Origin of the sequence: Corynebacterium sp. HMSC036D03, from assembly GCF_001836185.1 — a bacterium.
GTDB classification, from domain to species: Bacteria; Actinomycetota; Actinomycetes; order Mycobacteriales; family Mycobacteriaceae; genus Corynebacterium; species Corynebacterium simulans.
Genome location: NZ_KV827749.1, coordinates 376313 through 398778 on the forward strand (window position 1 = coordinate 376313; position 22466 = coordinate 398778).

At 58.2% G+C, this 22466-nt stretch carries 21 protein-coding genes; all 21 read left to right on the plus strand.

Annotated features, from left to right (window positions below):
- Window positions 1–101: 101 nt before the first annotated feature.
- The 21 genes from infC (at window position 102) to tyrS (ending at window position 22165) form a co-directional block, all read left to right on the plus strand.
- Entirely contained in the window at window positions 102–623 is a 522-nt protein-coding gene (gene infC, locus HMPREF2692_RS11420; RefSeq protein ID WP_082778602.1) for a translation initiation factor IF-3, read from the plus strand.
- A gap of 36 nt (window positions 624–659) precedes the next feature.
- Window positions 660–854, plus strand: a complete 195-nt coding sequence (gene rpmI / locus HMPREF2692_RS11425) for a 50S ribosomal protein L35 (RefSeq protein ID WP_046646844.1) — start codon at window positions 660–662, stop codon at window positions 852–854.
- Window positions 855–908: 54 nt separating this feature from the next.
- Window positions 909–1292 carry a 50S ribosomal protein L20 gene (gene rplT, locus HMPREF2692_RS11430; RefSeq protein WP_061922666.1) on the plus strand — a complete coding sequence of 128 codons (384 nt, stop codon included), beginning with the start codon at window positions 909–911 and terminating at the stop codon, window positions 1290–1292.
- Between the two features lie 232 nt (window positions 1293–1524).
- On the plus strand, window positions 1525–1956 hold the full coding sequence (locus HMPREF2692_RS11435) for a TM2 domain-containing protein (protein ID WP_061922661.1): 432 nt from the start codon (window positions 1525–1527) through the stop codon (window positions 1954–1956).
- 152 nt (window positions 1957–2108) lie between these two features.
- Window positions 2109–2909, plus strand: coding sequence for a TrmH family RNA methyltransferase (locus tag HMPREF2692_RS11440; protein ID WP_070823646.1), 801 nt, complete (start codon window positions 2109–2111; stop codon window positions 2907–2909).
- 86 nt (window positions 2910–2995) lie between these two features.
- Window positions 2996–4042 (plus strand): phenylalanine--tRNA ligase subunit alpha, encoded by a 1047-nt coding sequence (gene pheS / locus HMPREF2692_RS11445; protein ID WP_061922654.1) that lies wholly within the window; start codon window positions 2996–2998, stop codon window positions 4040–4042.
- Window positions 4043–4078: 36 nt separating this feature from the next.
- Complete coding sequence (pheT, locus tag HMPREF2692_RS11450) at window positions 4079–6607, plus strand: phenylalanine--tRNA ligase subunit beta (protein WP_070823647.1); 2529 nt, start codon at window positions 4079–4081, stop codon at window positions 6605–6607.
- A 176-nt stretch (window positions 6608–6783) separates the two neighbouring features.
- Window positions 6784–7764: a helix-turn-helix transcriptional regulator gene (locus HMPREF2692_RS11455; RefSeq protein WP_061922648.1), complete on the plus strand. Its 981-nt coding sequence runs from the start codon at window positions 6784–6786 to the stop codon at window positions 7762–7764.
- Window positions 7765–8113: 349 nt separating this feature from the next.
- Window positions 8114–9109: an ornithine carbamoyltransferase gene (gene argF / locus HMPREF2692_RS11460; protein ID WP_070823650.1), complete on the plus strand. Its 996-nt coding sequence runs from the start codon at window positions 8114–8116 to the stop codon at window positions 9107–9109.
- Window positions 9110–9142: 33 nt separating this feature from the next.
- Window positions 9143–10078 (plus strand): carbamate kinase, encoded by a 936-nt coding sequence (gene arcC, locus HMPREF2692_RS11465; RefSeq protein WP_070823652.1) that lies wholly within the window; start codon window positions 9143–9145, stop codon window positions 10076–10078.
- A 73-nt stretch (window positions 10079–10151) separates the two neighbouring features.
- Entirely contained in the window at window positions 10152–11720 is a 1569-nt protein-coding gene (locus HMPREF2692_RS11470; protein WP_062040663.1) for a YfcC family protein, read from the plus strand.
- 175 nt (window positions 11721–11895) lie between these two features.
- Window positions 11896–12846 (plus strand): N-acetyl-gamma-glutamyl-phosphate reductase, encoded by a 951-nt coding sequence (argC, locus tag HMPREF2692_RS11475; protein WP_070823654.1) that lies wholly within the window; start codon window positions 11896–11898, stop codon window positions 12844–12846.
- Window positions 12847–12885: 39 nt separating this feature from the next.
- Window positions 12886–14085, plus strand: a complete 1200-nt coding sequence (argJ, locus tag HMPREF2692_RS11480; protein WP_070823655.1) for a bifunctional glutamate N-acetyltransferase/amino-acid acetyltransferase ArgJ — start codon at window positions 12886–12888, stop codon at window positions 14083–14085.
- 30 nt (window positions 14086–14115) lie between these two features.
- On the plus strand, window positions 14116–15045 hold the full coding sequence (argB, locus tag HMPREF2692_RS11485; RefSeq protein ID WP_049147595.1) for an acetylglutamate kinase: 930 nt from the start codon (window positions 14116–14118) through the stop codon (window positions 15043–15045).
- Window positions 15042–16217, plus strand: a complete 1176-nt coding sequence (locus HMPREF2692_RS11490) for an acetylornithine transaminase (RefSeq protein WP_070823657.1) — start codon at window positions 15042–15044, stop codon at window positions 16215–16217. The genes argB and HMPREF2692_RS11490 overlap by 4 nt, the downstream gene beginning before the upstream one ends.
- 38 nt (window positions 16218–16255) lie before the next feature.
- A complete protein-coding gene (locus tag HMPREF2692_RS11495) occupies window positions 16256–17227 on the plus strand; it encodes a lactate/malate family dehydrogenase (protein WP_141761327.1) in 972 nt (323 codons plus the stop codon).
- A gap of 107 nt (window positions 17228–17334) precedes the next feature.
- Entirely contained in the window at window positions 17335–17847 is a 513-nt protein-coding gene (locus tag HMPREF2692_RS11500) for an arginine repressor (RefSeq protein WP_256374959.1), read from the plus strand.
- 62 nt (window positions 17848–17909) lie between these two features.
- Window positions 17910–19127 carry an argininosuccinate synthase gene (locus HMPREF2692_RS11505; protein WP_061922627.1) on the plus strand — a complete coding sequence of 406 codons (1218 nt, stop codon included), beginning with the start codon at window positions 17910–17912 and terminating at the stop codon, window positions 19125–19127.
- Window positions 19127–20560 (plus strand): argininosuccinate lyase, encoded by a 1434-nt coding sequence (gene argH / locus HMPREF2692_RS11510; RefSeq protein WP_061922624.1) that lies wholly within the window; start codon window positions 19127–19129, stop codon window positions 20558–20560. Before HMPREF2692_RS11505 ends, argH begins: the two co-directional genes overlap by 1 nt.
- A gap of 112 nt (window positions 20561–20672) precedes the next feature.
- A complete protein-coding gene (locus HMPREF2692_RS11515; protein WP_061922621.1) occupies window positions 20673–20858 on the plus strand; it encodes a Trm112 family protein in 186 nt (61 codons plus the stop codon).
- Window positions 20859–20905: 47 nt separating this feature from the next.
- A complete protein-coding gene (tyrS, locus tag HMPREF2692_RS11520) occupies window positions 20906–22165 on the plus strand; it encodes a tyrosine--tRNA ligase (protein ID WP_070456699.1) in 1260 nt (419 codons plus the stop codon).
- Window positions 22166–22466: the final 301 nt, after the last annotated feature.

Below are 22466 nucleotides of genomic sequence, written 5' to 3' on the forward strand. Positions count from 1 at the left end.
TTTTGTGAGAACTCCCGGCTGCCTTATGGCAGACCGGGTTTTTCGTTTGTGGTCTCGGTAGGCACATCACTAACCCACCCCCTTAATCGAGGAGAACCACAATCAGCGCTGAAGCTCGCATCAATGAGCGCATCCGAGTACCCGAGGTCCGTCTAGTTGGCCCCGGTGGTGAACAGGTGGGCATCGTCCGTACTGATGATGCTCGCAAGCTTGCATATGAAGCAGACCTTGATCTTGTTGAGGTTGCGCCTAATGCAAAGCCGCCCGTAGCCAAGATCATGGACTACGGAAAGTTTAAGTACGAGCAGGCTCAGAAGGCTCGCGAAGCCCGCAAGAACCAACAGCAGACTGTGGTCAAGGAACAGAAGTTCCGTCCGAAGATCGATGATCACGATTATGAGACCAAGAAGGGCAACGTGGTGCGCTTCCTGGAGAAGGGTTCCAAGGTCAAGGTAACCATCATGTTCCGTGGCCGCGAGCAGTCGCGTCCGGAGCTTGGTTTCCGCCTGTTGGAGCGCCTCGCCGAGGATGTCGCTGAGTACGGCTCCGTCGAGTCCCGCCCCAAGCAGGATGGTCGCAACATGACCATGGTTCTGGGACCCGTCCGCAAGGGCAAGAAGTAGACCAAACTCCATTTAGGATCTAAGGACTTAATTCTCATGAAGCAGAAGACCCACAAGGGCACCGCCAAGCGCATCAAGGTGACCGGTTCCGGCAAGCTGCGCCGTGAGCAGGCTGGCCGCCGCCACCTGCTGGAGGGCAAGCCATCCAAGCAGACCCGTCGTCTCAAGGGCACCAAGGACGTTGCACCTTCCGACGTCAAGCGCGTAAAGCGCCTGCTCGGCCGCTCCTAATTAGCGCCGAATCAACCCACTTACTAGACCCACACAAGATAAGGAAGTAATACTGTGGCACGAGTAAAGCGCTCAGTTAACGCTAAGAAGAAGCGTCGCGCGATTCTGAAGTCCGCTAAGGGCTACCGCGGCCAGCGTTCCCGCCTGTACCGTAAGGCTAAGGAGCAGTGGCTGCACTCCATGACTTACGCTTACCGCGATCGTCGCGCCCGTAAGTCTGAGTTCCGTAAGTTGTGGATCCAGCGCATCAACGCCGCTGCCCGCATGAACGACATCACCTACAACCGCCTCATCCACGGCCTGCGCCTGGCTGAGATCGAGGTTGACCGCAAGATCCTCGCTGAGCTCGCAGTCAACGACTTCGAGGCATTCTCCGCACTGTGCGAGGCAGCCAAGGCTGCTCTGCCGGAGGACATCAACGCTCCGAAGGCTGCCTAGTTAAATAGGTATGCGCAAAGCGTATTACTTTTAAAGCTCCCGCTACTACTTTCCGTCAATTATGGTGTGAAAGGATAGGGGGAGCTTTTATGTATTTGGGGATTTTTCCCCAGTTATCTATACCCATCTAGGAAGTCGCAGTTAGCTCGTGCTAGTTTGTCTGTGACACACGGCGCGGACTTTTCCGGCGTGTACTCCTTTTCATCTTTTGCCCATTTCTCAGGAGCCTTCTATGACCTATCCAAACAACGGAAACCCTCAAGGCTACGGCAACCAGCCGCAGAACCCGTTTGGCCAGCAGCCGCAGCAGTTCAACAACAACGCTCCTACGCCTGCTCCATACCAGGGCGGTCAGCCACAGTTCGGCCAGGCCTACCCAGTTCAGCAGTACCCAGCAGGCGTTGAGCAGAAGTCCTGGGTTGCAGCGATGCTGCTGGCTTTCTTCTTCGGATACTTGGGCGCACACAACTTCTACTTGGGCAAGACCAACCGCGGTATCGCACAGCTGATTACCTTCGTGGTTTCCGCTGTGACCCTCATCGTGATCATCGGCTTTTTCATCGGTGGCGCCCTCGAGATCTGGGCATTCGTCGAGTTCATCATGATCATCGCGGGTGCCGGCGGATACGACCGTGACGGACGCGGTATCCCGCTGCGTCGCTAAGCGTTTGCTCACTTAAAGCCCGAGCTCTAATACTTGCCCACTACGGCTTTTGCTGTGGTGGGTTTGGTGGTTTTCTGGGGCTTTTGGTGCTTTTGGGGGTGTGGCTTAATCCTTTTGGTGTGTGGGGCGTATGCGCTGCTAGATTGGGGTCTATGGAATTGGACTTTGAATCTGCTTTTACTGAGAGAACCCCGCGCATCGTTAATGCGGTCAAGCTGCACCGCGCGGCTAATAGGCGCAAGGCCAAGCAGTTCATCATTGAGGGCGAAAATGCGGTGGACGCGGCAGTGTCCACCGGTGCCGCAACCGATGTCTTCGTCACCGAGAAAGCGGCTGAGCGTTTCGCAGACATTGTCACCGCTGCCGGCTACATGGATGTCTACGTCCATCCCATCACGGGTAAAGCAGCGCGCCACATGTCTGATACCGCAAGCACCACCGGGCTATTTGCCCTCTGCAAGCCGGTGCTGTGGTCAGTGGGCAAGATTCTCAACGCCAAACCACGTCTGGTCTCGGTTCCGGTCTTGACCTCGGAGCCAGGCAACGCGGGTACCTTGATCAGGACTTCTGACGCCATGGGCGCCGACGGCGTCATCTTCGCCGGCGAGACCGTGGATCCCCTGGGCTGCAAGGTGGCGCGTTCCTCAGCAGGTTCGCTCTTCCACGTTCCCGTTGCGCGCGAACCTAACATCAAGGACGTCCTGGGGCAGTTGCGCAAGTCCGGCATGCAGATTCTTGCCACCGCAGCCGACGGCGAGGTCGACCTTGCCGAGGCAGATCTCAGCCAGTCCACCGCGTGGCTATTTGGCAACGAGGCACACGGGCTAGGGGAGCTGCTCGACGAGGCAGATATGCGCGTGCGCATTCCTATTTTGGGCCGCGCGGAGTCGCTGAATCTCGCCACCGCCGCTTCTATATGTCTTTACGAATCTGCGAAGTCTCATAGCCGCTAGCTGGTGCCCCTGCTGGCTTCTTGTGACGGTCACTACGGTATGATTAGCGCCGTTAGTTTTCGCGCAAGAAGAAGGTTTCAAGGCACGTGTCCGACACATCTCAGATCGAATTGACCGAAGCCGCGCTGGGCGCGGCTGCCGATTCCGCCATAGCTGCATTTGACGCTGCTACAAGCCTCGATGAGCTGGCTGCCGCTCGCCGCGAGCACTTGGGCGAGCAGGGCTATATCCCACAGGCACGCACCATGCTCGGCAGCCTGCCAAAGGACCAGCGCAAAGACGCAGGCAAGAACGTCAACATGGCCCGCGGTCGCGTCGAAAAGCGCTTTGCTCAGGTCCAGCAGCAGCTGGAAGCAGAGGCCCGGAAGGCGCAGCTGGCGGCAGAGACCGTCGACGTGACCATCCCGACCACCCGCACTCAGACCGGTGCACTGCACCCAATTACCGCGCTGTCGGAGCGCATTGCCGACATCTTCGTTGGCATGGGCTGGGAGATCGCCGAGGGTCCTGAGGTCGAGGCGGAGTACTTTAACTTCGACGCCCTGAACTTCAAACCTGACCACCCGGCACGTACCCTGCAAGATACCTTCCACGTGGGTAAGGAAGATTCGCGACAGGTTCTGCGCACGCACACCTCACCGGTGCAGGTACGCACCATGTTGGACCGCGATGTCCCGCTCTACATTGCTTGCCCGGGCCGTGTTTTCCGCACCGACGAGCTCGATGCCACCCACACCCCAGTCTTCCACCAGGTCGAGGGCCTGGCAGTGGACAAGGGGCTTACCATGGCACACCTGCGCGGCACTCTGGATCACCTGGCGAAGGTACTGTTTGGCCCAGAGACCAAGACGCGCATGCGCACCAACTACTTCCCATTCACCGAGCCTTCCGCTGAGGTTGACGTTTGGTTCCCGAACAAGAAGGGCGGCGCCGGGTGGATCGAGTGGGGCGGCTGCGGCATGGTCAACCCGAACGTCCTGCGCGCAGTAGGCGTTGACCCGGAGGAATACACCGGATTCGCTTTCGGCATGGGCCTGGAGCGCACCCTGCAGTTCCGCAACGGCCTGACCGATATGCGCGACATGGTCGAAGGCGACGTTCGTTTCACCCTGCCGTTCGGCGTCCAGGCATAACCGTTTACCCCGCAATTAGGAAGGAATTTAGACACAATGCTTATTTCCCAGAGCTGGGTAACCAGGTTGCTTGGCGCGAAAAACCCCGGCTGGTCCGTCACTCCGGAAGAACTCGACGCTGGTTTCGTTCGCGTCGGCTTTGAGACCGAGGGCTACGAGGGTCTGCCAGAAATCACCGGCCCGCTCGTTATCGGCCACGTTGACTCCTTCGAGGAGCTCGAGGGCTTCAAGAAGCCCATCCGCTACTGTCAGATCAATGTCGGCGACGCTAACGGCACTGGCGAGCTGCAGGGCATCATCTGTGGTGCGCGCAACTTCCGCTTGGGGGACTACGTCGTAGTCTCCCTGCCGGGCGCTGAGCTGCCAGGCGGCTTCAAGATCTCCGCACGTGAGACCTACGGCAAGATCTCTGCGGGCATGATGTGCTCCGCGGCCGAGTTGGGCATCGCTGAGAAGTCCGATGGCATCATAACCTTGGGCGAGGAGTTCGCGGACAAAGTCGGCCAGGATGCCCGTCCATTCTTGGGGCTGGACGATACTGTCTTCGACGTCAACATCACACCGGACCGTGGCTACGCGCTTTCCCTGCGCGGCCTCGGCAGCGAGGTTGCCTCGGCCTTCGGCCTTGACTACGCGTGCCCGGCGCAGGACCCATCCGTTGCTGGCATCGATGTCAGCGCTGTGCCGGAGGCTAGTGGCTCACTCATCAATGTTGAGCTGCGCGAGGAGACCAAGGCACAGCGCTTTGGCCTGCGGAAGGTCACTGGCATTGACCCGACCGCGCGCACTCCGTTCTGGATGGAGCGCGAGCTCATGCTGGCAGGCCAACGCCCTGTTAACCCAGCAACCGACGTAACCAACTACGTCATGCTGCTGCTCGGCCAGCCGATGCACGCTTTCGACGCCGATCAGATTTCTGGCGACCTTGTTGTACGTAACGCGCAGGCAGGGGAGAAGTTCGAGCCCCTCGACCACGTTGAGCGCACCCTGGACGCCGAAGACGTAGTCATCTGCGACGACAACGGTATCCAGTCCCTGGCCGGCGTGATGGGCGGAACGAGCTCGGAGATTACCGAGGGCGAAAACGGCACCACCAACGTCTACTTCGAGGCCGCAAACTGGGATTCCATCACCGTGGCTCGCACCTCGCGCCGCCACAAACTGTCTTCTGAGGCATCCCGCCGCTTTGAGCGAGGCGTAGATCCGGCCATCGTTGAAGTTGCACTCGACGTCGCCTGTGCACTGCTCGTGCAGATCGCTGGCGGAACCATCGAAGCCGGCCGCACCCTGGTCGGCGAGGTCGCTCGTCCGCAGCAGATCACCATGCGCGCTACCAAGCCGAGCGAGTATGCCGGTGTTGAATACTCCCGTGAGACCGTCGTGAACCGTCTCCAAGAGGTCGGCTGCGAGGTTGAAGAGTCCGGTGACAACCTGCTGGTTACCCCGGCTACCTGGCGCACCGACATCACCATGGATGTTGACCTCATCGAGGAGGTGCTGCGTCTGGAAGGCCTAGAGGACATCCCGACCATTTTGCCGACCCCAGTTGGTGGCCGCGGTCTGACCCCGGCACAGAAGCGTCGCCGCGCCATCGGCCATGGCCTGGCTTATGCCGGCTACGCCGAGGTGCTTCCTTCGCCGTTCATCGCCAACAACACCTTCGATGTCTGCGGCCTGGAAGGCGATGACGAGCGCCGCAAGACCATTTCGGTGCAGAACCCGCTCGAGTCAGACAAGGCAATTCTGAGCACCACCTTGCTGCCGAACATGCTCGAAGCAGTCGCACGCAACGTCGCCCGCGGCCGCAACGACCTCGCGCTGTTCGGCCTGCAGCAGGTTTCCTTCAAGCGTGCGGATGCTTCCGCAATGCCTTCCGTTGAGGAGCGTCCAAGCGACGCCGTCGTTCAGGAGCTGCGCGACTCCCTGCCGTACCAGCCGCTGCACGTGGCCACCGTTGCTACCGGCAACGTCGAGCACGAGGGCCCCTGGGGCAAGGGTCGCGCCTACACCTACGCCGATGCCATTGAGTCTGCGCGCCTGGTCGCTCGCGCGGCCGGCGTAGAGATCGAGGTAGAGGCTAACTCCGAGCTGCCGTGGCACCCGGGCCGTTGCGCAGCGATTAAGGCTGTCGTCGATGGTGAAAGCGTCGTCGTGGGCCATGCAGGCGAGCTGCATCCAGAGATCCTCGAGGCACTGAACCTGCCGGCACGCACCTGCGCGATGGAGATGGATGTAAACGCGCTGCCTACTGAGGAGATGTTCCCGGCTCCGGTTCTGTCTGCATTCCCGGCACTGCACCAAGACATCGCGTTGGTAGTCGACGAAGACACTCCTGCTGAGTCCGTGCGTAAGGTCGTGGAGGAAGGCGCCGGCGAACTGCTCGAGGGCGTTGAGCTTTTCGACGTCTTCCGCGGTGAGCAGCTCGGTGAGGATAAAAAGTCACTAGCCTTCCAGCTGATCTTCCGTGCCTCCGACCGCACGCTGACTGACGAGGAAGCAAACGAGCACCGTCTGGCTGCAGCGAAGTTGGCCGAGCAGCGTTTGGGCGCTCAGATGCGCGCTTAAACGAGGCTTTAAACCCGCGCGTTGAGTCGCGCTAAGGACCGTGCAGATCACTTCTAATTATGGGTGACTGCTCGGTCCTATTCTTATGAATCCTTAATGATGTGAGCTATGATTACCCAAGTTATTGGGTCTGACTTGAAACCGGCAGTTTTTCTCTCTCGCTGCTGGGAAAGTAGGTGCTGGTGCTAGAGTATGCCGTCTTCTATTTCACTATCTGCATGCTGCTAGCCAGCGTCCTGGTCGCCGGCGTCTGCGTGGGATGCCTGGTGGCCACCCGCTCCCAAGTCTTCAAACTGTTGGCGGTATTCTTCGGTGTCTATGCCTTCGATATAGCGCTTGTCTTTCGAACGCAGTTCATCCACGGCGGAATGGCTAACCGTGAGGTTTCTGTTTACGCAATTACGGCGCCTTTCGAGTCGATATTGCTGGGTGGCGTGATGATGGCTGTGATGGCCATCGTGGTGCAGCGCTACTTAAATGGCTGGCGCTTTCTGCCGCATGCCTGCGTCGGGTTGTTCCTGATAGGCAGCGTCGCGGCCTTGTGGGCAGTAGAGGACCCGGCACTACGCCAGTTCCTTTTCTTCAACATGCGGCCTATCACGCTGACATTTCTGCTTTGCTATGGCTTTGGCTGCTACTTGCGCGCGAATGATCCCGCGGAGCGCGCACGCCTTTATTCCTACCGCCATCTCTTCTTCCAGGTCGCTATCTGTGCCGTGCTGGTGGTGGCAGAGAACGTTTACTATCAGCTCATCTTTGACTGGGAGGCTGCCGGGCCCGATGTGCTCTCATTCTTGCCGGAGCGCAATTTTATGGAAAACGTTCTAATCGTTGCCATCGGCTGGGCGGTCATCTCTCATGCGCGAGTGGTTCTGCGCCACGTTGGTGCGGATGCGGCGGTTAAGCCAATCGCAGATGCGGCAGCGGATGACTTTCATGAGCGCAGCCTTGAGCGCTTTTCGGAGGTCCATGGCCTTTCGAAGCGCGAGCGTGAAGTGGCCGGCCTGGTGCTTGCCCGCAAGAGCAATCGCGAGATCTCGGACGAACTCGGCATCTCGCTTTCTACCGTAAAGGTCCACGTTCACAACATTTTGAAAAAGTCATCCTACGAGTCTCGTGACCTATTGGTTGAGGGGTACTGGTCAGGGGTAATGTAACCGGCTTTTGCTCGCGTTTGGGCAGCGGTTTAAACCGGGTGAATTTGTAGGTTGCGTTACCGTCTCTAGAAGAAGAGATGGATGTCACAATATAAACCTTGCGTGTAAACCTGCACCTCAAGAGTGGTTTAAACCGGGTTTAGTGGCGGTCAACTCCGGATTTAATGAAAAATAAGCTCGATTAGCGCTTGCTTGGGTGAGGAAATCGAGTCACGATAAAGCCAGAACTTCAGATGAGAAGCACAAGGCTTCCGGGTTCGGCCGGCGCACCCCATGAGTGTGAATTGAAGGGGAGTAGCCGGAGTGACAATAGGGTAAAAGGCCCTATTAAAGAAAGGAGTTGGCAACAATGCCAGTAAGCCTCAGCGGACGTAACTTCCTCAAGCTTTTGGACTACACCCCAGACGAGATTCGCTACCTTATCCGCCTCTCCAAGCAATTCAAAGAAATGAAGATGGCCGGTGTGCCGCACCGCTACCTCGAGGGCAAGAACATCGCCCTCCTCTTCGAGAAGACCTCGACCCGTACCCGCTGTGCATTCGAGGTTGCCGGCTCCGACCTTGGCATGGGCGTTACCTACTTGGCGCCGGATAGCTCGCAGATGGGCAAGAAGGAGTCCATCGAGGACACCGCTCGCGTGCTGGGCCGCATGTATGACGGCATCGAGTACCGCGGCTTCGCTCAGGAGATTGTTGAGGACTTGGGCGCAAACGCAGGCGTTCCAGTTTGGAACGGCCTGACCACCGAGTTCCACCCGACCCAGATGATTGCAGACATGCTCACTGTAGAGGAGAACTTCCCACGGGGCCTGAAGGGTCTGAAGCTGGTCTTCATGGGCGATGCAGGCAACAACGTTGCAAACTCCCTCATGGTTGTCTGTGCAAAACTCGGCATGCACTTCGTCGCTTGTGGCCCGAAGGCACAGATGCCAGAAGATGGCCTGGTCGAGGAGTGCACCAAGATTGCAGCCGAGACCGGCGGCTCCGTCACCCTGACCGAAGACGTCAAGGAAGCCTGCACCGACGCCCACGTCATCTACACCGACATCTGGCTGTCCATGGGTGAGCCGGCTGAGCTCTGGGAGGAGCGCGTCAAGCTGCTCGAGCCATACCGTGTCACCAAGGATGTCATGGCAATGGCTGCCGACGACGCCATCTTCATGCACTGCCTGCCTTCCTTCCACGACGTCAAGACCGTCATTGGCAAGGAAATCTCCGAGAAGCTCGGAGTTAGCGAGATGGAGGTCTCCGACGAGGTCTTCGAGTCCGCTTACTCCAAGGTCTTCGATGAAGCAGAGAATCGTCTGCACACCATCAAGGCGGTCATGTACGCCACCTTGTCCTAGAAAATCAAGGTCTTTTCACCAGGAGAAAGTGCAATGGATAAGCGACGTGTTGTCGTTGCCCTAGGTGGCAACGCCCTTGGAAACACCCCAACCGAGCAGCTGGAAGCAATCCGCCAGACCGCCGACTCAATCGTTGACCTCATCGAGGCCGGCCACGAGGTCGTGGTTACCCACGGCAACGGTCCACAGGTTGGCATGATCAAGGTTTCCTCCGACTTCTCACACCAGGAGGGAACCACGCCAGAGATTCCTTTCGCCGAGTGCGGTGCAATGTCCGAAGGCTACATCGGATACCACCTCCAGCAGGCCATTGAGAATGTGCTGCGCATGCGGAACCTAGAGCGCGACTGCTATTCCCTCATCACACAGACGGTTGTCGACGAAAACGACCCGGCTTTTGATAACCCAACCAAGCCCATCGGTGTGTACTACAGCGAGGAAGAGGCAAAGCGGTTGGCTAAGGAAACCGGCAACACCTACGTCGAGGATTCCGGCCGCGGCTGGCGTTGGGTCATTGCCTCGCCACTTCCTATCGAGGTTGTAGAGGCAAGGAGCATCGCCAACATCCTGGGCTCCGGTGGCATTGCCATCGCAGCCGGTGGCGGCGGCATCCCAGTCGTCCGCAAGGAAGGTCAGCTCAGCGGTGTCACCGCAGTCATCGATAAGGACCGCACCGCGGCTCTTATCGCTCAGCAGATTGAGGCAGACACCCTGTTGATTCTCACCGCAGTTGACTACGCGTACTCCGGCTTTAACACTCCAGAACAAAAGGCTCTGGAGAAGGTCACCGTTGACGAGGTAGAGAAGCTGATTGATGATGCAGCCTTTGCACCAGGCTCAATGCTGCCGAAGGTGGAAGCCTGCTTGGAGTTCGCCCGTTCGGGCGCCGGCCGTCGAGCAATCATCACCTCGCTCGAACATGCCGGTGAAGCCATGACTGGTTCCGTCGGAACCGTTATAACCTCTTAGGAGAAGTTTATTGGCCGGGTAAGACAGTATGTGCTGGCTTCCCCGGCCTTTTATGATATGAAAGGAAGGCGCCATGACCGCGCCACTGAAAGAGAAGGATACAGACCGCAAGAAGAAGCGGAGGTTCCACTTCTCAGTTCCGTCTGCTTTTACGATTCTGTTTGCCCTGACGGTGATTTCTGCAATCGCCACCTGGCTGGTTCCGGCAGGCTCGTATTCGAAGCTGATGTATGACCCTGACTCGGGCAAGCTGAATGTGACCAACCCTGATGGTTCGGTCGACGTTCTGGACGCTACGCAAAAGACTCTCGATAGCCTGGGCGTGCAGATCAACATCGATCAGTTCACCTCTGGTGCACTGACGCAGGCAGTTTCCGTCCCGGGCACTTATGAGCATGTCACTCAGAACCCGGCTGGTCTGTGGGATATCCCGGTCAGCATGGTGCAGGGCACCATCGAGGCCGTTGACATCATCGTGTTCATCCTCGTGCTGGGTGGCCTCATTGGCGTGGTCCGCGCAACGGGCGCTTTCGAGTCGGGCCTGGTCGCACTGACCAAGAAGACTAAGGGGCACGAGTTCCTGCTCGTTGTCGTGGTCTCCGTGCTGATGGTGATGGGCGGTTCCGCCTGTGGCTTGGAGGAGGAAGCTGTTGCTTTTTACCCGATCCTCGCCCCAATCTTTATCTCGCTAGGCTATGACGCCATCGTCGTGGTGGGTGCCATCTTCCTGGCAGGTTCCATGGGTACGGCGTTCTCTACGATTAACCCGTTCTCGGTTGTTATCGCGTCGAACGCGGCGGGTATCAACTTCACGGACGGCATCGTATGGCGTCTGGTCGGCTGTGTCGTCGGCGGCATCGTGGTGATTAGCTACATGGCTTGGTATGCGCGTCGCCTCAAGGCAGACCCGAACTTCTCCTATGTCCTGGAGGATAAGGAAGTCTTTGAGGGCCAGTGGTCCATGGACGCCACCGGTGACGTTAAGAAGTTCGACCTTCGTCAGAAGGTCATCCTCATCCTCTTCGCTATCGCGTTCCCGTTGATGGTCTGGGGTGTTATGTCCCAGGGCTGGTGGTTCCCAACGATGGCGGCCGCATTCCTCACGGTGGCCCTGGCCATCATGTTCATTGCGGCAACCGGTGAGAATCGCTTGGGCGAAGCTGAGCTTTGCGACGCCTTCACTGAGGGTGCTTCCAGCCTGGTCGGCGTTTCCCTGATTATCGGTCTGGCCCGCGGCATCAACCTGGTGCTCAATGATGGTCATATCTCCGATACACTGCTGAACTCTGCAACCAACCTGGTTGAGGGAATGCATGGTCCAGTCTTCATCATCATGCTGATGATCATCTTCTTCCTGCTGGGCTTCGTTGTTCCTTCCTCCTCCGGCCTAGCTGTGCTGTCCATGCCGATTATGGCGCCGCTGGCAGATACGGTGGGCATCGACCGTTGGATTGTGGTCTGTGCTTATCAGTGGGGACAGTATGCAATGCTGTTCATCTGCCCGACCGGCCTGGTCATGGCAACGCTGCAGATGCTGAAGATGAAGTACACGCACTGGCTGCGCTTCGTCTGGCCGATGATGGTCTTCCTTCTGGTCTTCGGCGGCATCATGCTGGTAACTCAGGTGCTGATTTACTCCTAAGCTGCGGCTCGAGGGTTGCGGCCCTCAGGCTCAGTGTTTAGTGCCTCCCGCTTGGCTTTCTTCTCCACTTAATTGGTGGAGGAGGGCCGCGGGAGGCACTTTGCGTTTTGGAGCGATATAAAAGATTCCTCATATATATTGCAGCGCCTTGCATAACTTGTTATGCGTTTCCCGCATGAGTATTTCAGTAGCCATCGCGGGCGTTTCCGGGTATGCAGGCGGAGAGATTCTGCGCCTGCTCTTGTCTCATCCAGCATATTTGTCCGGTGAGCTGCGCGTTGGCGCCCTCTGTGGGCACTCCACAGCCGGGCAACCGGTGGCGCGGGAGATAGAGGCGGCGTCGCAAAGCACCGGCGTCGCAGCGCCGGTGTTGATTGATTGCGCGGCCGATTTCCGCCTCCGGAGCGAAGAGGACTGGCGGGAGTTCTATGGTGGGGATTACGCGGATGCGTGGCCTTATGGCATCCCAGAGCTGCCTGGAAATCGCGTACAGCTGCAGGGGGCATCGCAGGTAGCGGTGCCGGGATGCTTTCCCACCGCCGTGACTTTGGGTGCTGTGCCGGCCTTGGCGCAGGAGCTCATCGAACCTGATCTCAACGTGGTTGCGGTTACTGGCGTTTCCGGTGCAGGCAAGAAGGCCGCAGTGGGGTTGCTTGGTGCTGAGACCATGGGCAGTTTGCGCGCCTATTCGCCGGGCGGCACGCACCGTCATACCCCGGAGATGGTGCAGAACCTGGCGCCTTTCGTGCACGGTGACGCTGAGCTCAACCTCAGCTTTACTCCGGTCTTGGCCCCGCTGGTGCGGGGGATTTTGGCAACTATCAGCGCTCCTCTTGCCGGAGGAGTGGATGCCTCCCAGGTGCACAAAGCCTTCGCGGACTTCTACAAGGACGAGCCTTTTTGCCTAGTTTTGCCAGAAGGAATCCAGCCAGAAACGCAGAACGTAGTGGGCTCCAATATGGTGCATATCCAGGCTCATGTGGACGGTCGTGCCCGACGATTGCTCATCACTGTTGCGCTCGACAATCTGACCAAGGGTACCGCCGGTGCCGCCGTTCAATGTATGAATCTCGCGCTAGGGCTTGAAGAAGCCTACGGCCTGCCACAGGCGGCCGTCGCGCCCTAGGAGGTTATTAATAGCCACCTTTCTAATTAGGAGAAGACCATGTCTCTATCGCCCACCACGCTAGGAGGGCCCGTTCCCAAACCGACTGGCGTTACCGCGCCGAAAGGCTTTGTGGCGGGAGCAACTACTGCTGGGATTAAGCCATCTGGGAAATCAGATATGGCGCTCGTTGTAAATCAAGGCCCACACTTTAATGCAGCGGCGGTATTTACTCGCAACCGGGTCGTTGCCTCACCGGTAAAACTTTCCAAGGCCGCCGTCGCAGACGGGCAGGTAAGGGCCGTGTTGTATAACTCGGGCAACGCCAACGCCTGTAACGGGAAGCAAGGCGACAAAGATGCCCAAGCCATGGTGGATGAACTTGCTGCTCTAACTGGAATTGTCGGGCAAGATATCGCTGTATGCTCCACAGGGCTGATTGGCGAGCCTTTGCCGATGAATAAAACATTGGGCGGCGTTCGCGGCGTCGTGGGGCAACTCAGCTCAGAAGGAGGTCACGCTGCCGCCGAGGCGATAATGACCACCGATACCGTGGCGAAGGAAGCTGTGGTGCACGGTGGTGGATGGACTTTGGGTGCGATGGGCAAGGGCGTGGGCATGATGGCGCCCTCGCTTGCAACGATGCTCGTGTGCCTGACAACCGACGCCGCGGCCACGCCTGCCGCGCTGCAGCAAGCGCTGCACAGTGCATGCGATGCGACCTTCAATACCTTAGATATTGATGGCTCGACCTCGACTAATGACACCGTCATCATCTTGGCAAATGGTGCATCGGGCATCGAGCCTTCGCAGGAAGAGCTCGACGATGCTGTTCTTAAAGCCTGTGCCGATATCGCGGATCAGCTGCAGGCCGACGCGGAAGGGGTGACCAAGCGCGTCAAAATCACCGTCGAGGGCACCACTGACGATGCGCAGGCGCTTGCCGCTGCGCGGACGCTGGGCCGGGATAACCTGTTCAAGTGTGCGATGTTTGGCTCCGATCCCAATTGGGGCCGCGTCCTTGCGGCAGTGGGCATGGCGGACGCGGATATGGACCCGGAAAACATCTCTGTTGCCTTCAACAATCAGCCTGTCTGCATCAACTCCACGGGCGCGCCCGGCGCGCGCGAGGTGGACCTATCAGGAATCGATATTGACGTCCACGTTCACTTAGGTCTTAACGGGCCAGGCCGAGCATTTTTACGGACTACGGATCTGTCTCATCAGTACGTCGAAATCAACTCGGCCTATAGCTCTTAGCTTCGGGGAATAGGCAAAGGCGAGGAGACTATGCAGTTAACGAACTTGGAGCGGGCCACGGTCTTGGCGGAGGCACTGCCGTGGCTCCAGCATTATCGCGACAAAATAGTCGTGGTGAAGTATGGCGGTAATGCCATGGTGGATGAGCGGCTCAAGGCGGCGTTCGCGGCAGACATGGTTTTTCTGCGCGCGGTAGGCGCGAAGCCGATTGTCGTCCACGGCGGCGGCCCGCAGATCAACCAGATGCTGGGCAGGCTCGGCATCGAGGGCGAATTCAAAGGTGGCTTTCGGGTAACCACCCCGGAGGTTATGGAAGTCGTACGGATGGTCTTGTTTGGCCAGGTGGGCAGGGGATTGGTCAACCTCATCAACTCCCACGGGCCCTACGCGGTGGGCACTTCGGGCGAGGACGCAGGACTATTTCGCGCCCGAAAGCGCCTGGTCAACATCGATGGGCGGCTGACAAACATTGGTTTGGTCGGCGATATTACCGACGTCAACCCCGAAGCCTTGATGGACATCGTGGATGCGGGAAGGATTCCCGTTGTGTCAACCATTGCGCCCGGTAGGGATGGCGAGGTTTATAACGTGAATGCGGATACCGCGGCGGGTGCGCTTGCTAGCGCTGTGGGTGCGGAAAGGCTCGTGGTCCTAACCAACGTGGAGGGCCTTTATACCGACTGGCCAGATTCCGATTCTTTGGTCTCCAAGATTGAGTGCAGCGAGCTTTCGCAGCTCTTGCCCACCTTAGACAGCGGGATGATCCCCAAGATGGAGGCCTGCCTTAAAGCAGTGGAGGCAGGGGTAAATGCGGCCCACGTTATCGATGGCCGCACCGAGCATGCGGTGGTCCTAGAGCTGCTGACCTCCGGCGGCATCGGAACGATGATTCTGCCTGATAACTATGACCGTGCTGATTATCCGGAAGGAACGGTCTTTAGAAAGGACGATAACGCATGACTTCGCTTATAAAGCAGTGGAACGAGGCGATCGCGAATAACTACGGCGCTCCGCCGCTCGGATTGGTCTCAGGTGCAGGATCTACCGTGGTTGATGAAGAGGGGAAGTCCTACATTGACATGCTGGCCGGCATTGCGGTCAATTCACTAGGCTACGGGCATCCTGCCGTAGTTCAGGCGGTAAGCCAGCAGGTGGCTAAGTTGGCGCACGTATCCAACCTTTTTGCTAGCGAGCCTGTGGTTGAGGTTGCACAGAAGCTCAAGGCTCGGGTGGGCGATAGCGATGCCCGGGTATTCTTCTGCAACTCCGGTACTGAGGCCAACGAGGCTGCGTTCAAGGTAGCACGCTTGACTGGAAAGAAGCGGGTGCTGGCGGCGCACCACGGATTCCACGGGCGTACGATGGGCGCGCTCGCGATGACGGGGCAGCCGGGCAAACGGGCGCCTTTCGAGCCGCTGCCAGCTGGCGTGGAATTTTATCCCTATGGCGACATTGAATATCTGCGCACATTGGTGGAACAGGACCCAGCCAATACCGCGGCAATCATTTTGGAGCCTATCCAAGGCGAGACCGGAGTGATTCCCGCGCCGGATGGATTTCTGGTTAAGGTGCGCCAGTTATGCGATGAATACGAGCTCCTCTTGATTGTTGATGAGGTTCAGACTGGCGTCGGGCGTACTGGTGACTTCTTCGCTTTCCAGTCTGCGAGAATCTTGCCCGATGTGATTACCATGGCCAAAGGCTTGGGGGCGGGCCTGCCCATCGGCGCGACCATCGTACGGGGCGCGGCGAAGGATTTGCTTACTCCGGGTAGCCACGGCACGACCTTTGGCGGCAATCCCGTTGCGTGTGCGGCGGCAAATGCGGTACTGGACACTATCGATGCCGCGTTCATTGCTGAGGTACGCAACAAGGGAGAGCGGCTCGCAGAACGCGTAGCTGCGTTGCCTGGCGTAGTAGAAGTGCGCGGTCGCGGCCTGATGTTGGGCGTGGTTCTGGAACGCCCTGTGGCTAAACAGGTGGTCAGCGCCGGCTTCAAGCACGGAGTAATTGTGAATGCGCCGAATGATTCCGTCGTGCGTTTGACGCCGCCGCTGGTGATTGAAGAGGCAGAGCTGGACGCCGCGGTTAACCGCTTTGCGCTGGCGCTTTCCGACGCCACCGTCAGCTAAAGCACCACGTGTCCGGCGTGAGGTTTATGCTCGGGAATATGAAGAACCTAAACACCACAAAGCTTGTTTGTATTGGCCTGGGTCACGTTGGATCCTCGGTCCTTGCTTATGCCATGGAGTCTGGCCTTTTCGCGGATATCGCCGCAATCGATGTCAACGATAAGGTGGCACACGGTGAGGCGCTGGACCATGATCAATCCACCGGCGTGCCTGGCGTTGACCATATCCACGTCCACGCCGGTACCTACGCGGACTGCGCTGATGCTGACCTCATTATCGTCTCTGCCGGTGCGTCCATGCAGCCGGACCCGGACAATCCGGGTTCTGCTCCTGACCGTGCCGAGTTGGCAGTTTCTTCCGGCCACGTTGTTCGCAACGTTATGGAAGGCATCACTGCCCATACGAGTGAAGCGGTCATCCTGTTTATCACCAATCCTCTGGACGCAATGGTTACCCTTGCGCACCGCGAGTTCGACTACCCGCGCGAGCTACTCTTTGGTACCGGCACCATGCTCGATTCAGCGCGTCTGCGCTGGGCTATAGGGCGCGAGCTCGGTATCGATCCAAAGTCTGTCACCGGTTACATGATGGGTGAACATGGCATGACGGCCTTCCCAGTGCTGTCGAAAATGAACGTCCAGGGCTTGGGCTGGGAAGAACTCGAAGAGCTCCACCAGGGCTCGCTACCAGGTAAGGAAGAGCTCAAAGAAACCGTCGTCGGCGCGGCCTACGACGTCTTCAATGCAAAGGGCTGGACCGACGCTGGTGTGGCACGTTCCGCGGTAGCGATTGCGCGAACGATCATGCTGGATGAGAAGGCGGTTCATCCGGTCTGCTCCATGCTGGAGGGGGAATACGGCATCGACGATGTTGCGCTTTCCATGCCATCGGTTGTCGGCCGCGGCGGTGTCGAAAAGCGCTTGGCCCCCAAGCTCGATGAATGGGAGACCCAGAAGTTGGCTGAGTCCGCAAGCTATATCCGCGCAACTTTCGAGCGTACGCAGAATTAATGGCTCCCGCCGGGACAATTCCGGAATCCTTCACGCTGAAGGTTTATGCTTGAAAGCGAATTTAATGCACTAAGACTTAGCGCATTTGAGGATATCGGATTGCCGGCATGAGTTTTAAGGAGAATTCTTTAGCGATGACAACGACGCCGACCACGCGCAATGCGCGCCAAGCCAAGATCCTGGAAATTCTGGATCGCACCCGTGTCACCAGCCAGGTGCAGCTTTCTGAGCTGCTGCTTGATGAGGGAATCGACATTACCCAGGCAACCCTTTCGCGCGATCTTGACGAGCTCGGCGCGAAGAAAGTAAAGCGCGGTGGCGGGCGTTCCTTCTATATGGTCGGCGGAGAGCTGGAGCAATTCGAAGACCAGCTTAACGGACCCCGCGAGAAGCTGCGCCGCATGCTCGACGAACTTGTTGTCTCGCATGATCATTCAGGAAACATCGCCATGCTGCGCACTCCAGCCGGCGCTGCGCAGTATTTGGCCTCCTTTATTGACCGCGTTGGTTTGAGCGATGTAGTCGGCTGCATTGCTGGTGATGACACTATTTTCGTCCTCGCGCGCGAGTCGACCACCGGCGAGGAACTTGCGAAGAAGCTCACAGCACGCGACGTCTAGGTTTTATACGTTCTATTGTATAATATTAACGATAGCTCGAAGATAACCAAAGGAGAATGATTATGAGCGCACGTGTTGTACTGGCTTATTCCGGCGGACTGGATACGTCCGTGGCGATCCCTTACCTGGCTAAGATGACCGGCGGCGACGTTGTTGCTGTCTCTCTTGACCTTGGCCAGGGTGGCGAGGATATGGAGTCGGTACGCCAACGCGCCCTCGATTGCGGCGCGGTCGAGTCCATCGTCATTGACGCTAAGGATGAATTCGCAGAAGAGTACTGCCTGCCTACCATCAAGGCTAACGGCATGTACATGAAGCAGTACCCGCTCGTTTCTGCGATTTCCCGCCCGCTTATCACCAAACACCTCGTGAAAGCTGCGCAGGAGCACGGCGGAACACATGTTTCCCACGGTTGCACAGGTAAAGGTAACGATCAGGTCCGCTTCGAGGTTTCCTTCCGCGCACTCGATCCTTCGCTAGAGATCATCGCGCCAGCGCGTGACTACGCCTGGACTCGTGACAAGGCAATCGCCTTCGCAGAGGAGATCAACCTGCCGATTGAGCAGTCCGCATCCTCGCCATTTTCTATTGACCAAAACGTGTGGGGCCGCGCGGTAGAAACCGGCTTTTTGGAGGATCTGTGGAATCCGCCAACAAAGGATCTTTACGCCTACACCGAGGATCCGGCATTGGGTAACGCCCCCGATGAGGTCATCATTTCCTTTGAAAAAGGCAAGCCCGTCGCCATCGACGGCAAGCCGGTGACCGTTCTGGAAGCAATCGAAGAGCTCAATCGCCGCGCGGGTGCACAAGGCGTCGGCCGTCTCGACATGGTTGAGGACCGGCTCGTGGGCATCAAGTCCCGCGAGGTCTACGAGGCCCCGGGTGCCATGGTGCTCATCAAGGCTCACGAGGCGCTGGAGGATGTCACCGTCGAGCGTGAGCTCGCACGTTATAAGCGCCTGACCGACGCTCGCTGGAGCGAAGAGGTCTACGACGGCCTCTGGTACTCGCCGCTGAAGCGTTCCCTGGACGCCTTCATCGAGTCCTCCCAGGAGAACGTCACCGGCGATATCCGCATGGTTCTCCACGCCGGCACCGCAACTGTCAATGGTCGCCGCTCGGGTGAGTCTCTGTACTCCTTCGACTTGGCCACCTATGACACTGGCGACGCCTTCGATCAGTCCGCGGCCAAGGGCTTTGTCCAGCTGCACGGCTTGTCCACCCAGATCTCCAACCAGCGTGACCGCGACGGCGGCTTCCCAACCGGAAAGAAATAATGCATAAGACTAACGAGGGCGCATTGTGGGGCGGCCGCTTTACCGGCGGCCCGTCCGAGGCAATGTTTGCCCTGTCCGTATCTACTCACTTCGACTGGGTCTTGGCGCCATATGATGTCCTGGCTTCCAAGGCACACGCCAAGGTGCTGCACAAAGCAGGCCTGCTTTCCGACGCCGACCTGCAGACCATGCTCGATGGCCTGACACAGCTGGGGGAGAAGGTAGCCTCCGGCGAGTTTCGCCCGTTGCCCACCGACGAGGACGTCCACGGTGCGATGGAGCGCGGGCTTATCGACATCGTCGGGCCTGAGGTCGGCGGCCGCCTGCGCGCGGGTCGTTCCCGCAACGACCAGGTAGCAACCCTGTTTCGCATGTGGGTCCGCGATGCCATTCGCGATATTGCTCTGCAGGTCACTGACCTGGTGGATGCTTTGTCTCAGCAGGCAGCAGCGCACCCGGAGGCAATCATGCCGGGTAAGACTCACTCGCAGGCAGCGCAGCCGATCTTGTTGGCACACCAGCTGCTGGCGCACGCGCAACCTTTGCTTCGCGACGTCGATCGCTTAAAGGATCTGGACAAGCGCCTTGCTGTATCGCCTTATGGCTCTGGCGCGCTTGCGGGTTCTTCGCTGCACCTCGACCCAGAGGCAATAGCTACGGAGCTGGGCTTCGATTCTGCTGCGGAGAACTCTCTGGACGGAACCTCATCGCGTGACTTTGCCTCGGAGGCAGCTTTCGTCTTGGCACAGATCGCGGTCGATATGTCTCGCCTGGCGGAAGAAATCATCTATTGGTGCACTCCGGAATACGGTTACGTCACCCTGGATGATGCTTGGTCGACCGGTTCTTCCATCATGCCGCAGAAGAAGAATCCCGATGTTGCGGAGCTAACCCGTGGTAAGACGGGCCGCCTCATTGGCAACCTTTCCGGATTGCTGGCCACACTGAAGGCACAGCCTTTGGCCTATAACCGTGACCTGCAAGAGGATAAAGAGCCGATTGTTGACTCGGTGGCGCAGCTCAATCTGCTGCTGCCAGCCATGACCGGCCTGGTTTCTACCTTGGAATTCCACGAAGACCGCATGCGTGAGCTTGCCCCACGTGGATTCACTCTGGCAACGGACCTCGCCGAGTGGATGGTTCGCCAAGGCGTTCCGTTCCGCGAGGCACATGAGGCTTCGGGCGCGTGCGTTCAGATTGCCGAGGCAAGGGGAGTGGACCTGGTGGACCTCAGCGATGAGGAGCTCGCCGGCGTCGATAAGCGCTTGCTCCCTGCAGTGCGTGACGTACTCACCATCGATGGTGCGGTGGCCTCGCGTTCTACCAAGGGTGGAACCGCAGGTATGCGGGTCGCTGAACAGCGTGAACGCGTTGACGAGATTGCCGCGGAATTTAAGAAATGGGCACAGGCTTCGGTGATCCCAGAAGCTTAAGCCAGTGGAGCCGGTCATCTTCAGGGAGTGAAGACGGCCGGCTTTTCGCTTGTGCATTTCGCATCGCTGGGTTGGAGCCGCCGGCCGAAGCGCCGAGTGTAGGATTAACGCCATGAGTCTTGATCCACAACTTCTAGAGATTTTGGTCTGCCCCCAAGATAAAGGGCCGCTGACCTATAACGAGGATGCACAGGTTCTGGTCAATGAGCGTCTCGGCATTGCCTATCCCATCGAGGACGACATCCCAGTGATGCTAGCTGATCACGCAAAAGCATGGCCTGCACAAGCAGAGGCCTAACAAACTTTTCTGCACCTCGAATCTAGGAAGAAATTAGGAAGACCTTTATGAACATTATTGACGAGCTGTCTTGGCGCGGCCTCATCAACCAGTCCACCGACCTCGACGCACTGCGCGAAGAGTGCGAAAAGCCGATTACCCTGTACTGCGGTTTCGACCCGACGGGGGATTCCCTCCACGCAGGGCACCTAGTGCCGATGATTATGCTGCGCCGCTTCCAGGAATTTGGCCACCGCCCGATCACCGTTGCTGGTGGTGCGACCGGCACTATTGGTGACCCACGCGATGTGGGCGAGCGTTCCATGCTCAGCATGGACGTCATCGAGCAGAACCTGCAGGCAATCCAGAAGCAGCTGCGTCGCTTTGTGGATTTTGAGGGCGAAAACGCCGCCATCATGGTTAACAACGCTGATTGGACCATGAACCTTTCCGTTATCGACTTCCTGCGTGATATCGGAAAGAACTTCTCGCTGAACACCATGCTTGACCGCGACACCGTCAAGCGCCGCCTGGAATCTGACGGTATCTCCTACACCGAGTTCTCCTACATGCTGCTGCAGTCCAACGACTACGTGCACCTGCACCGTGAGTACGATTGCGTGCTCCAGATCGGCGGCGGCGATCAGTGGGGCAACATTGTCTCTGGTGTCGATCTGAACCGTCGCATGGATAACGCTAAGGTCCATGCGCTCACCGTTCCGCTGGTTACCGACGCCCAGGGGCAGAAGTTCGGTAAGTCCACCGGCGGCGGCAAGTTGTGGCTGGATCCTGAAAAGACCTCTGCTTACTCCTGGTACCAGTACTTCCTTAACGCTGGCGACTCTGTCGTCATTGACTACCTGCGTTGGTTCACCTTCCTGACTCAGGAAGAAATCGCGGAGTACGAGAAGGCCGTGGCGGAAGAGCCATACAAGCGCGCTGCGCAGCGTCGCCTGGCTCAGGAGATGACCAACATGGTTCATGGTGAAGAGGCAACCAAGGCAGTCGAGCTTGCTGCCCAGGCACTCTTCGGTAAGGCGGAGCTTAAAGAACTGGATGAAAAGACCCTGGCGGGTGCGTTGTCTGAAACCACAGTCGCTGAGATTACGGAAGGCGAGCCGCGGACCATCGTTGACCTTCTGGTGGCTTCTGGTCTGGCTGATTCCAAGGGCGCTGCACGCCGCACCATTAAGGAAGGTGGCGCTTACGTCAACAACCAGCGCATTGAATCGGATGACTGGGAGCCTGCAGCAGAGGACCTACTGCATGGCACCTGGCTCGTCCTACGTCGCGGCAAGAAGAACTTTGCGGGCGCACGCCTGGTTTAAAGGCTTCTAGCGCGACAAGTCGTGAGAACCGTCCACCTAAGGTGGGCGGTTTTCGTGTTTGACCTGGCGATTTGTCAACCTTTAGGGGCGTGCGTATATTTATCGAAGTCGCCGCGACAAGCGGTCGGCGGAGAGATTAACTCTTGGTTGACAAGATATCGACTTGTTAGCTAAAGTATGAACTCCAGTCGCTTAGAGAAACAGCAGGTTAAATGTTGTTGAACTAATGCGAATGATGTCTGAGAACTCAATAGTGTGCCGATGTACTTTTTCTGCATTGTGTGGTTGATTGTGATTGTGC